Raw genomic sequence first — 12,306 nt, 5'->3', positions numbered from 1 at the left:
GAACTGGGCTTTTGTATTATTTCTTATCAGCGGGGGAAGAAAGCCCTCGCTGATTGAAGTTTCATATGATCTTTTTATTGATTGGACGATTAATAGATGGGAGAGGATAAACGATGCAAAAGACGCAAAATCCCGTCGAACAAAAGAAACGTTTCCATCTGCTGCTGCAACAGATCGGCTTAACAGATGACCCGTACATAGAGCACTTGCGGTCTGGACAAATTGAAAAGCTTGTTGTGGATCGCATCAATCAGAAATGGCATTTTTATTTTATTTTTGAGCGGATTTTGCCTTTCCAAATATATGAACATTTCACCAGGAGACTTGAACAGTCGTTTCAACACATTGCCCGGGTTCAATTCTCGTTGTCGATATCGCAAACAACGATCACTGATCAGCTTGTGGCAGATTACTGGCAGGGCTGCTTGAAAGAAATAGAAGGAATGTCTCCTATGCTGCTCAGTCTTTTACATCATCAAACACCCAAAGTCGATGGAAATAAAATCATCGTTCAAGTCCGCAACGATATGGAGGCCAGGACGCTTCAAGAGAAATATGGAAAAATCATCACCGAAGTGTATCAATACTTTGGCTTTCCTTCACTCCTATTTTCAGCGGAAGTCCGCTCTGAAAGTGAATCGAGTGAAGAATATGCAAAATTTGTTGAAGCGAAACGGAAAGAGGATGAAGAGCGGGCAAGACAAGCTGTTTTAGAAATGCAAAAGCTTGAGCAGGAAAGGCGGACAAACGAAGGTGAGGCGCCTTCCGGACCGTTAATGCTTGGGTATGCCATTAAAAATGGTGAAGAGATGAAAAGACTCGAGGAAATAGTGGACGAAGAGCGCAGGGTCACGGTAGAAGGGTATGTTTTTCAGGCAGAGACAAGGGAACTGCGAAGCGGAAGAACTTTACTGACGTTTAAAATGACGGATTATACCGATTCCATCTCCGTAAAAATGTTCTCAAAAGATAATGAGGATGCTTCCATCATGGCCAGTTTAAAAAAAGGCATGTGGGTGAAGGTTCGAGGAAGTGTCCAAACGGACACATTTGCCCGCGAACTGGTCATTATGGCGCAAGACATTAATGAAGTAAAGCCGAAAATACGTGAGGATAAAGCAGCCGGTGATAAGCGGGTTGAACTCCACATGCATACACCCATGAGCCAAATGGATGCTGTTACCTCAGTGGGGGATCTTATTGCCCAGGCGAAAAAGTGGGGACATCCGGCGGTGGCAATTACCGACCATGCCGTCGTTCAATCATTTCCCGAAGCGTTTGGGGCGGGCGGAAAACATGATATGAAGATCATCTATGGGCTGGAAGCCAATTTGGTAAACGACGGGGTGCCAATCGCCTATAATAGCGCCAACAGGCTGCTGGAAGAAGATACGTTTATCGTTTTTGACGTGGAAACAACCGGTCTATCGGCGATATATGACAAAATCATTGAACTGGCGGCAGTCAAAATTCATCAGGGGGAAGTGATTGACAAGTTTGAGAGATTTGCCAATCCCCACCATCCATTGTCCGCAACAACGATTGAATTGACAGGCATTACAGACGATATGGTAGAAAACGCCCCCGAAATCGAGGAAGTGCTGGAAGAATTTAAGAATTGGACAGGGGACGGCATTCTTGTAGCCCACAACGCCTCTTTTGATATCGGCTTTTTAAATAGCGGATATCAAAGGATTGGATTTGATAAAGTCGCAAATCCGGTCATTGACACGCTTGAGCTTGCAAGATTCCTATATCCCGAATTTAAAAACCATCGGTTAAACACGCTGGCAAAAAGGTTTGATATAGAGCTTGTGCAACACCACCGGGCCATTTATGATGCCGAAACAACTGGTAATATCTTTTTGAAAATGCTGGGCGATGCCAAGAAAAAGGGCATCCTTTATCATGATCAGCTCAATGACAATATGGGCAAAGGTGACGCTTATAAACAGGCGCGTCCATACCATTGCACTTTGCTTGCCCAAAATGAAGCGGGTCTGAAAAACTTATATAAACTCGTATCTTATTCGCATCTGCACTATTTTTATAGAGTACCGCGCATCCCGCGTTCTTTGCTGGAGAAACACCGAGAAGGGATTTTGATTGGCTCCGGGTGTGACAAAGGTGAAGTGTTTGAAGCGATGATGCAAAAAGGACGGGCTGAGGCCGAACAGGCGGCCGCCTTTTACGACTACTTGGAAATACATCCCAAGCCTGTATATGCCCCGCTAATTGAGATGGAGCTTGTCAGGAATGAAAAAGACTTGGAAGACATTATCCGAAACATCGTCATGATGGGAGAAACTTTAAACATGCCCGTCGTTGCAACAGGAAATGTCCATTATTTAAATAAAGAAGATAAAATATACCGGGAGATTCTCATAAACTCCCAAGGCGGGGCAAATCCGCTAAACAGGCATAAGCTTCCCGATGTTCATTTCCGGACAACAGACGAAATGCTGTCCGAGTTTTCTTTCCTTGGTGATGAAAAAGCTTATGAGGTGGTTGTCACAAACTCCAATCTCATTAATGACAAGATCGATAAAATAAAACCGATTAAAGATGACTTGTACACACCGAAAATTGAAGGAGCCGAAGATGAAATCAGGCAAATGAGCTACGGCATGGCCAAATCCATTTATGGAGACCCGCTTCCCGAGATTGTGGAAGCCAGGCTCGAAAAAGAACTAAAAAGCATCATTGGCCATGGTTTTGCAGTTATTTACTTAATTTCTCATAAGCTTGTAAAAAAATCGCTTGAAGACGGATATCTTGTCGGTTCACGGGGCTCTGTCGGCTCTTCCTTCGTGGCCACCATGACGGAAATTACGGAAGTAAACCCCCTTCCCCCGCATTATGTCTGCCCCAATTGCAAGCATGCCGAGTTTTTTGATGACGGTTCGGTCGGGTCCGGATTTGACTTGCCCGACAAAGACTGTGTGAAGTGTGGGACAACATATAAAAAAGACGGACATGATATTCCGTTTGAAACGTTTTTGGGCTTCAAGGGAGATAAAGTGCCAGATATTGATTTGAACTTTTCAGGGGACTATCAGCCGAAAGCCCACCATTACACGAAGGTTTTGTTTGGGGAAGACTACGTATATCGTGCTGGCACGATCGGAACAGTAGCAGAGAAAACCGCTTACGGGTATGTCAAAGCTTATGAGCAAGACCATAATCTTATGTTGAGAAATGCGGAAGTGGAAAGGCTCGTCCAAGGGTGTACAGGCGTAAAAAGAACAACCGGCCAGCACCCCGGAGGGATTATTGTTGTGCCGGACAATATGGAAATTTTCGATTTCTCACCGATTCAATATCCGGCTGACGCGGTTGGGTCTGATTGGAGAACGACGCATTATGATTTCCACTCCATCGACAGCAACTTACTCAAACTGGACATTCTTGGCCACGATGATCCGACCGTTATCCGGATGCTTCAGGAATTAAGCGGAATTGATCCAAAAACGATTCCGATCGATGACCCGGAAGTGATGAAAATATTCAGTGGTACCGAATCTCTCGGCGTAACAGAGGAACAGATTATGTGTAAAACAGGAACGCTTGGAATTCCCGAATTTGGGACAAGATTTGTCAGGCAAATGCTTGAAGATACAAAGCCGACAACGTTTTCCGAGCTCGTTCAAATATCCGGCCTTTCACATGGTACAGATGTATGGCTTGGCAATGCACAAGAGCTGATTCGTTCAGGAACTTGTACGCTGTCGGAAGTGATTGGCTGCCGGGACGATATCATGGTATACCTCATTTATCAAGGTTTGGAACCGTCTCTTGCTTTTAAAATTATGGAGTTTGTACGAAAAGGAAAAGGTCTTACTCCAGAATGGGAAGAAGAGATGAGAAAAAATAATGTGCCGGAATGGTATATTGATTCATGTAAAAAAATAAAATACATGTTTCCCAAGGCGCATGCCACGGCATATGTTTTGATGGCTGTCAGGATTGCCTATTTTAAAGTGCACCATCCGCTCCTTTACTATGCCGCCTACTTTACGGTGCGGGCAGAAGATTTTGATTTGGAAGTAATGGTCAGGGGTTCTCAGGCGATTCGCTCCAAAATCGAAGAAATCAATGCCAAAGGCCTGGATGCGACGGCCAAAGAGAAAAGTCTTCTTACCGTTTTGGAAATTGCGTTGGAAATGTGCGAACGCAAATTTAAGTTCAAGCGCGTAGATTTGTACAAATCGAGCGCCACCGAGTTTATCATAGACGGAGATTCTCTTATCCCGCCTTTTAACTCTATTCCGGGGCTGGGTACGAACGCGGCGTTGAATATTGTAAAAGCCAGAGAAGACGGAGAATTTCTTTCCAAAGAGGACTTGCAAATCCGTGGAAAAGTATCCAAAACAATTATGGAGTATTTGGACAACCATGGCTGTTTGGAATCACTTCCCGAACAGAATCAATTATCCCTTTTCTAGAAGAAAAGTAGGAACCGCTTTTCTTTGCATACTTGGCGGTAGTTTGCCTTGTTTGCAATTGAAAATCGGTTATGGTATATTTTTATTGGAAATACTATGAATACTCTCGTTGCAAAAGAGTGGGCGCCCCCCACTCTTTCGTATTGTTACGGAAAACTTTGATATACATGGATACCTGAACATAGGAGGTTTGTATGAGTAAAGTAACAGACACAGTAGAGAATCTTGCGGCTCCTATTTTGGACGAAATGAAACTTGAACTGGTCGATATTGAATATGTAAAAGAAGGAAAAAACTGGTTTCTCCGCCTCTTCATTGACAAACCGGATGGTGTTGATATTGAAGAGTGTGGCATAGTCAGTGAGCGTCTTGGCGAGAAGCTTGATGAAGTAGACCCGATTCCCCATAATTACTTTCTGGAAGTCTCCTCGCCCGGAGCGGAGCGTCCTTTAAAGAAAGAAGCCGACTTTGCCAATGCGGTTGGAAAGCAAGTTCATGTTAAAACATATGAACCGATCGATGGGGAAAAAGTGTTTGAGGGACGGTTAACGGAGTTTAACGGAGAAAACCTGCTAGTTGAAGTGAAAATAAAAACCCGGACAAAGACGTTTGAAATTCCAATCAATAAAGTGGCAAAAGCCCGCTTGGCAGTCGTCTTTTAACAGGTAAAGCGAAGAATAATAAAGGGGAGGACATGGTCATGAGCTCAGAATTAATGGATGCTCTAGTCATATTGGAAAAGGAAAAGGGAATTTCCCGGGATGTCTTGATCGAGGCGATCGAAGCCGCTTTAGTATCTGCGTACAAAAGGAACTTTAACCAAGCACAAAACGTTCGTGTAGACATGAACTTGGAAACAGGAACGATGAGGGTTTTTGCCAGAAAAGAGGTAGTGGATGAAGTTTTTGATTCCAGGCTTGAAATTTCATTGGAAGAAGCCCATACCATTAACCCGGTCTATGACACAGGGGATATTGTAGAACTCGAAGTGACCCCGAAGGAGTTTGGCAGAATTGCGGCACAAACAGCAAAACAAGTCGTCACCCAACGGGTAAGAGAAGCAGAAAGAGGGATCATCTATTCCGAGTTTGTGGACCGGGAAGATGACATTATGACCGGAATCGTGCAAAGGCAGGACCCGCGTTTTATATATGTCAGTCTTGGGAAAATTGAAGCATTGCTTCCGCAAAGCGAGCAAATGCCCAACGAAACATACAAACCGCATGACCGAATTAAAGTGTACATTACGAAAGTCGAAAAAACGACGAAAGGTCCGCAAATATTTGTATCAAGGACACATCCGGGATTGTTAAAGCGATTATTTGAAATCGAAGTCCCTGAAATATATGATGGAACCGTTGAAATTAAATCGGTTGCGAGAGAAGCGGGCGACCGCTCCAAAATTTCTGTAGCGACAGACCAAGAAGATGTCGATCCGGTTGGTTCATGTGTCGGACCGAAAGGTTCAAGAGTTCAGGCAATCGTGGACGAATTAAAGGGTGAAAAAATAGATATTGTTGAATGGTCACAAGATCCGGTTGTCTTCGTCGCCAATGCTTTAAGTCCATCCAAAGTTCTCGATGTAATCGTGAATGAGGAAGAAAAAGCCACGACAGTTGTCGTTCCGGATTATCAACTATCGCTGGCTATCGGCAAGAGAGGGCAAAACGCGCGACTCGCAGCAAAATTGACCGGTTGGAAAATCGATATTAAAAGTGAGACAGATGCAAGAGAAGCTGGCATTTATCCAAGGGATCTGGAGGAAGAAGAGTCAGACGAATCATTCGATTTTATAAACGAAGAAATCGAATAGAGGTGAAGCAAGATGGTAAAAAAGAGAAAGATACCACTCCGCAAATGTGTAGCAACGGGAGAGATGAAGCCAAAGAAAGAAATGATTCGGATTGTCCGTTCCAAAGAAGGTGAGATATCTGTTGATGTAACGGGGAAAAAGTCCGGGAGAGGGGCTTACCTGTCAAAAGACAGGGAAGTCATCATGAATGCACGAAGAAAAAATATTCTGGCGAATCATTTACAGGCAGATGTCACAGACGATGTATACGAAGAACTTCTTTCTCTTGTTGAAGAGGAAAACAAGTGAAACAAGCTAAAGGGATGTCGTTACTTGGTCTGGCACATCGGGCCAGGAAAGTTGTTTCAGGGGAAGAACTGGTAGTCAAGGAAATCCAGAGTGGACGTGCCAAACTGGTCATTTTGGCGAAAGACGCCTCCCATAATACGGCAAAGAAAATCAAGGATAAATGCCAATATTACCATGTGCCTTTACGGCATGTAGACACTAGAAAAACACTCGGCCATGCCATTGGCAAGGATGCGAGGGTTGTGGCAGCGATATTGGAAGCGGGTTTTGCTGAAAAAATTGCTGCTTTGCTTTATGAATAAACGGGGGTGAACATATGAGTAAAATGCGTGTATATGAATATGCAAAAAAACAAGGTATTACCAGCAAGGATGTTATTGATAAGCTGAAAGGCATGAATATAGAAGTAGCCAACCATATGTCAACAATTGAGGGAGAAACGGTTACGAAGCTTGACGCCATTTTTAAAAAGAAAGAATCCCGGCCGCAAGATGCGAAACGGAAAGAAAAACCAAATCATGGGCGGCAGAGAAGTACGGAGAACATAAAGACGCAAGGAAAAGATAACCGCAAAAGCGGAGCAACCGGCCAGCAGGGGAGACAGAAAAATTACAAACCCCAGCAGCAGGGACAAAATGCTCAAGGAAGCCAGCAAAATGCCCAAGGAAGCCAGCAAAATGCCAAGAACGGACGGAATCATAAACCGAACAATCAAAAGAGCGAAAGCGGGCAAAGACAGCGCGGAAAAAGCCAATTCAAAGGCGGAAACAAAGGACCGAATCGCAACAGGAAGCAAAATCAACAACGCCAGCGCCAAAAGCAACACCAACATCAGCCTGCTCCGCCGAAACAAAAAGAACTTCCGGAAAAAATCACTTTTACGGAATCTCTCTCAGTGGCTGAACTTGCTAAAAAGCTTCATAGAGAACCGTCCGAGATTATCAAAAAGCTCTTTATGCTCGGTGTGATCGCAACGATTAATCAGGAGCTTGACAAAGATGCGATCGAATTAGTTTGCGCCGAATATGGTGTGGAAGTAGAAGAAGAGATTCAAATTGATAAAACGGACCTTGAAGTGTATTTTACCGAAGATCAAGAAAAAGAAATGGTGGAAAGACCAGCAGTCGTTACCATTATGGGACACGTTGACCATGGAAAAACGACGTTGCTTGATTCTTTACGGAATACTAAGGTGACTGCCGGAGAAGCTGGCGGCATTACCCAGCATATCGGTGCCTACCAAATTGATTCAAACGGCAAAAAAATCACATTTTTAGATACGCCGGGACATGCCGCGTTTACAACAATGCGTGCAAGAGGAGCGAAAGTAACCGACATTACCATTTTGGTCGTTGCCGCAGATGACGGTGTCATGCCGCAAACTGTTGAAGCGATTAATCACGCGAAAGCGGCAGAAGTTCCCATTATTGTAGCCGTCAATAAAATTGATAAACCAACCGCCAATCCGGATCGTGTGATGCAGGAATTGACTGAACATGGGCTTGTTCCGGAAGATTGGGGCGGAGATACCATTTTTGTTCCCATTTCTGCTTTAAAAGGAGAAGGAATCGATTCGTTACTTGAGATGGTTCTCCTTGTGAGCGAAGTAGAAGAATTAAAAGCAAACCCAGCAAGGCTTGCCCTTGGCACCGTGATCGAAGCCCAGCTTGATAAAGGACGCGGCCCGGTTGCCACACTACTCGTTCAAAATGGTACATTAAAAGTGGGAGACCCAATCGTTGCCGGTAATACGCATGGACGTGTACGGGCCATGGTGAATGATATGGGGCGAAGAGTAAAAAAAGCTGGACCTTCTACCCCTGTTGAAATTACCGGATTGAATGATGTACCGCAAGCAGGTGATCGGTTTGTCGTGTTCGAGGATGAAAAAACAGCCCGCCAAGTCGGGGAGGCTCGTTCTCAACAGGCATTGCAAGCATTAAGAAATGAAAGATCCCGTGTAAGCCTTGATACGCTGTTTGAGCACATGAAGCAAGGAGAAATGAAAGACCTCCATGTCATCATCAAGGCCGACGTACAAGGCTCTGCTGAAGCATTGGCGGCTTCTTTACAGAAAATCGAAGTGGATGGCGTCAATATCAAAATCATTCATTCCGGTGTCGGGGCCATCAATGAATCTGACATTACCTTGGCCGCGGCTTCCAATGCCATCGTCATTGGCTTTAATGTCCGTCCGGATGTCAATGCTAAGCGGGCGGCTGAATCCGAGAATGTGGACATACGTCTGCACCGGATTATCTACAAGGCTATTGAAGAAATTGAAGCAGCCATGAAAGGGATGCTTGATCCTGAATATGAGGAAAAAGTAATTGGCCAGGCGGAAGTAAGACAAACATTCAAAGTTTCCAAAATCGGTACAATTGCTGGTTCCTACGTAACAGATGGAAAAATCACCCGCGACAGCGGAGTCCGCCTGATTCGTGATGGCATTGTTATTTTTGAAGGCGAAATTGACGATTTAAAACGTTTTAAAGACAACGTTAAAGAAGTCGCCCAAGGATACGAGTGCGGGATTACGATTAAAAACTTCAATGACGTAAAAGAAGGAGATGTCATCGAGGCTTTCCTAATGGAAGAAGTTGAACGTGCTTGATCGGCTTTGCATTGATAGAATTTCGTATATACAATACCCATTCGCTCAAGGATAAACGATCAATCGTCAAGCGTATACTGACAAGGGCCAAACAAAAGTTTAATATTTCGATTGCCGAGGTGAAGCATCAGGACTTATGGCAGCGTACTGAAATTGCGATTGCCGCTGTTGCTTCCACCAGGAAAAGGGCTGAACATGAATTGGAACATGCCATTGAATTCCTCGACTCTTTTCCAGAGTGGGAGAGAATCGGAACTACGTATGAATGGCTGTAATGTGAGGTGTCGAAAATGAGTCTGCGAGCCCATCGTGTGGCAGAACAAATGAAAAAAGAACTGGGAGAAATTATTTCTCGCAAGATTAAAGATCCGCGGGTAGGGTTTGTAACAGTCACCGATGTACAGGTGACCGGTGATCTTCAGCAAGCAAAAGTGTTTATATCCGTCCTTGGAAACGAGGAGGAAAAGGAGAACACTTTAAAGGGATTGGCAAAAGCCACTGGTTTTATCAGATCCGAAATCGGGCAAAGAATACGGCTCCGTAAAACCCCGGAAATAAGCTTTGAATTTGATGAATCCATTCAATATGGAGATAAAATTGAAAAGCTGTTGAAAGAATTGAATGGAGAATAGGATAGACGCCCGGTCTATCCTTTTTTCCTCGTTAGGAAAGATAACAGAGACATGATAAAAGCAGCCAGACAATCATCTGCGTCTTCAGGCTTGGTGCTAAACGATGTGTTCTTCATCAGATCAAAAAAGTGGAATTGAAAGGAAAGAAATGATATGCCCGCTCCAATTCTCGCCGGACAGGACGTCTTAGTGCATGGGAAGTAATAGGCCAAAAGAAGTCTCCGGCAGCGATATCATCGTACGAAGAGCGACTGCTGCTTTTGCAAGGCTTGAGCGAGTCGCTGGACAGGGCGTCCAAGTGCATGGCGAAGTGACACGGATGCGCCGCTTTGAGCCAGCAGCCGGCCAAGGATGGCAATATCCGCTTTGTCCACAAGGCGGTTGGATGTATAAGCTCGGCATAAGGCCATAAGGATGGCAATATCCGCTTTTGCCCTAGATCACAAGTGTATCGTGTCTTAGTTTGGCAAGGAGCTTGCTATTCTAAAGAGATTTCTTTCATAAAAGGATCAGCTTGTCGATCGGGCCCGTGCGCCTACTTGGCGTTTCGGGGCTGGTTATTCATATTGAGAGCAGGAAGGTGCGGGCGTCATTCATAAGCGAGGAGGTTAAGTGCGGTTGGAAGGGATTTTACCAATCTGGAAGCCCAAAGGGATGACATCCCATGATTGTGTTTACAAAGTTCGAAAAAGGCTCGGGATCAAAAAAGTTGGCCATACCGGCACTCTCGACCCGGATGTTACGGGGGTTTTACCCATTTGTCTTGGCAGGGCGACGAAAATTGCCGAATATATAACGAATGCAGGAAAAGAGTATGAAGGCGAAGTGACACTTGGAACCTCTACAACAACAGAGGACTCATCCGGTGATATTGTCGAAAAGAGATTGGTACAAGAGATTTTTCCCCTGGAGAGAATCGAAGAAGTCCTGCAGTCGTTCAAAGGAGAATTAAAGCAGATTCCTCCGATGTATTCAGCTGTAAAAGTAAAAGGGAAGCGTTTATATGAATATGCCCGTGCAGGCATCACTGTTGAGCGGCCGGAAAGAACTGTTTATATCTATCATATCCAATTATTGGAAAACGCTGTTGAGCTGCAAGACGGCTTGCTGTCTTTTCGTTTCTCTGTTCAATGCAGCAAGGGAACCTACATCCGAACACTTGCCGTTATGATTGGGGAGAAGCTTGGCTATCCAGCACATATGTCGGACCTCGTCAGAACAGCATCCGCTTCGTTTCGGGAAGATGACTGTGTGACGTTTGAAGAGCTTGAAAAACTGGTCCAAGCAGGGAAGGCGGCGGAAGCGATTTTTCCGCTGGAAAAAGGGATTTCTCATTTGCCGCATCTTGCAATTAGTGATAAATTAGCGATAAAAGTACGAAATGGTGCGGTTCTGCCTGAACCGGAGCATTGGCCAGGCGACGAAACTGTTTTGGCGCATAAATCTAAAGCAATCGCCATCTATAAAAATCATCCCGAAAAACCCGGACAAATTAAACCAGTCAAAGTTCTAGAAACAAATGAAATTAGGTGAACATAGAGTGAAAGTGTTAATGGTCCAGCATCCTCATACCTTTCAGCAGCACGATTTCCCGCCGCTTGTCATGGCTCTTGGATTTTTTGACGGAGTTCATCTTGGCCATAGGAAAGTCATCGAAACGGCTAAAGCCGCGGCAGTGAATAGCGGCTGGAAAAGTGCTGTTATGACGTTTGATCCCCACCCGTCGGTTGTCCTTTCGCAGGAAAATCGTCCGGTGGAATATATCACACCTTTAAAAGAAAAAGCTGACTTGATATCCAAGCTGGGAATAGACTATTTGTTTATCGTCCGATTCACGTCCTCTTTCGCTAATCTTGACCCGGCGCAATTTGTACAGCAGTATGTAATCGATTTGAATGTTCGGCATGTCGTTGCCGGGTTTGATTTTACATATGGCAAATACGGAAAGGGCACGATGGATACGCTTCCGCACCATGGGATGGGGATATTGCAAGTAACGACTGTAACCAAAATGGAAGAAGGCAATGAAAAAATAAGCTCCACCGCCATTCGAGAAAAGCTTCGGGAAGGGGACACCGAATCAGTTATAACGTTTCTGGGGCGCTATTATGAAACGAAAGGCACTGTCATCCACGGAGAGAAACGCGGTAGACAGCTCAGCTTTCCAACGGCAAATATCCAATTAAATGAGGATTATATTATCCCCAAACCCGGCGTTTACGCAGTGCGGCTCTTCGTTAATGGGCGTTGGGAAAAAGGTGTGTGTAATATTGGTTATAAACCGACTTTTCATGATCCGGGTCAATCCCATTTATCTATTGAGGTACATCTTCTCCATTTCAAGCGTTCAATCTATGGCGAGGAAGTCACAATCGAGTGGCGGCACAGAATAAGGGATGAAAAAAAGTTTCATAGTTTAGAGGATTTGAAAGCTCAAATTGCATATGACATTGTAAGAGCATCCGACTTTTTGCAAGCTTGACCTATTTTTAAACTTGATTTTTCCAAAAGAAA

General features: G+C 44.5%; 11 protein-coding genes. All 11 read left to right on the top strand.

Annotation, left to right across the window (positions count from 1 at the left end; translation table 11 throughout):
- Positions 1 to 113: 113 nt before the first annotated feature.
- Positions 114 to 4,445: a PolC-type DNA polymerase III gene (locus JOC94_RS16475; RefSeq protein WP_205179909.1), complete on the top strand. Its 4,332-nt coding sequence runs from the start codon at positions 114 to 116 to the stop codon at positions 4,443 to 4,445.
- 194 nt (positions 4,446 to 4,639) lie between these two features.
- Positions 4,640 to 5,107 carry a ribosome maturation factor RimP gene (gene rimP / locus JOC94_RS16470; RefSeq protein WP_077111698.1) on the top strand — a complete coding sequence of 156 codons (468 nt, stop codon included), beginning with the start codon at positions 4,640 to 4,642 and terminating at the stop codon, positions 5,105 to 5,107.
- Between the two features lie 38 nt (positions 5,108 to 5,145).
- Positions 5,146 to 6,258: a transcription termination factor NusA gene (gene nusA / locus JOC94_RS16465; RefSeq protein WP_077111697.1), complete on the top strand. Its 1,113-nt coding sequence runs from the start codon at positions 5,146 to 5,148 to the stop codon at positions 6,256 to 6,258.
- 12 nt (positions 6,259 to 6,270) lie between these two features.
- Positions 6,271 to 6,546 (top strand): RNase P modulator RnpM, encoded by a 276-nt coding sequence (gene rnpM / locus JOC94_RS16460; protein ID WP_077111696.1) that lies wholly within the window; start codon positions 6,271 to 6,273, stop codon positions 6,544 to 6,546.
- A 14-nt stretch (positions 6,547 to 6,560) separates the two neighbouring features.
- Complete coding sequence (locus tag JOC94_RS16455; protein WP_077111832.1) at positions 6,561 to 6,848, top strand: YlxQ family RNA-binding protein; 288 nt, start codon at positions 6,561 to 6,563, stop codon at positions 6,846 to 6,848.
- A 14-nt stretch (positions 6,849 to 6,862) separates the two neighbouring features.
- A complete protein-coding gene (infB, locus tag JOC94_RS16450; RefSeq protein ID WP_205179907.1) occupies positions 6,863 to 9,160 on the top strand; it encodes a translation initiation factor IF-2 in 2,298 nt (765 codons plus the stop codon).
- On the top strand, positions 9,157 to 9,435 hold the full coding sequence (locus JOC94_RS16445; RefSeq protein ID WP_077111694.1) for a DUF503 domain-containing protein: 279 nt from the start codon (positions 9,157 to 9,159) through the stop codon (positions 9,433 to 9,435). The genes infB and JOC94_RS16445 overlap by 4 nt, the downstream gene beginning before the upstream one ends.
- A gap of 15 nt (positions 9,436 to 9,450) precedes the next feature.
- Positions 9,451 to 9,792 carry a 30S ribosome-binding factor RbfA gene (gene rbfA, locus JOC94_RS16440; protein WP_077111693.1) on the top strand — a complete coding sequence of 114 codons (342 nt, stop codon included), beginning with the start codon at positions 9,451 to 9,453 and terminating at the stop codon, positions 9,790 to 9,792.
- Positions 9,793 to 9,985: 193 nt separating this feature from the next.
- Positions 9,986 to 10,204 (top strand): hypothetical protein, encoded by a 219-nt coding sequence (locus tag JOC94_RS16435; RefSeq protein ID WP_205179905.1) that lies wholly within the window; start codon positions 9,986 to 9,988, stop codon positions 10,202 to 10,204.
- Positions 10,205 to 10,410: 206 nt separating this feature from the next.
- On the top strand, positions 10,411 to 11,325 hold the full coding sequence (gene truB, locus JOC94_RS16430; RefSeq protein WP_205179902.1) for a tRNA pseudouridine(55) synthase TruB: 915 nt from the start codon (positions 10,411 to 10,413) through the stop codon (positions 11,323 to 11,325).
- 7 nt (positions 11,326 to 11,332) lie between these two features.
- Complete coding sequence (gene ribF / locus JOC94_RS16425; RefSeq protein ID WP_205179900.1) at positions 11,333 to 12,274, top strand: bifunctional riboflavin kinase/FAD synthetase; 942 nt, start codon at positions 11,333 to 11,335, stop codon at positions 12,272 to 12,274.
- The last annotated feature ends 32 nt before the right edge of the window (positions 12,275 to 12,306 follow it).

It is taken from the genome of Siminovitchia thermophila, from assembly GCF_016909185.1.
GTDB lineage: Bacteria > Bacillota > Bacilli > Bacillales > Bacillaceae_C > Siminovitchia > Siminovitchia thermophila.
The sequence above is the reverse complement of the archived record's forward strand: the minus strand, read 5'-3'. Positions and strand labels throughout refer to the sequence as shown.

Bases quoted from the DNA above. Each gene is read 5' to 3' on its own strand.
- JOC94_RS16435 (WP_205179905.1), top strand. From the start codon at position 9,986: ATGGGAAGTAATAGGCCAAAAGAAGTCTCCGGCAGCGATATCATCGTA.
- rimP (WP_077111698.1), top strand. From the start codon at position 4,640: ATGAGTAAAGTAACAGACACAGTAGAGAATCTTGCGGCTCCTATTTTG.
- nusA (WP_077111697.1), top strand. From the start codon at position 5,146: ATGAGCTCAGAATTAATGGATGCTCTAGTCATATTGGAAAAGGAAAAG.
- rnpM (WP_077111696.1), top strand. From the start codon at position 6,271: ATGGTAAAAAAGAGAAAGATACCACTCCGCAAATGTGTAGCAACGGGA.
- JOC94_RS16455 (WP_077111832.1), top strand. From the start codon at position 6,561: ATGTCGTTACTTGGTCTGGCACATCGGGCCAGGAAAGTTGTTTCAGGG.
- rbfA (WP_077111693.1), top strand. From the start codon at position 9,451: ATGAGTCTGCGAGCCCATCGTGTGGCAGAACAAATGAAAAAAGAACTG.
- infB (WP_205179907.1), top strand. From the start codon at position 6,863: ATGAGTAAAATGCGTGTATATGAATATGCAAAAAAACAAGGTATTACC.
- JOC94_RS16475 (WP_205179909.1), top strand. From the start codon at position 114: ATGCAAAAGACGCAAAATCCCGTCGAACAAAAGAAACGTTTCCATCTG.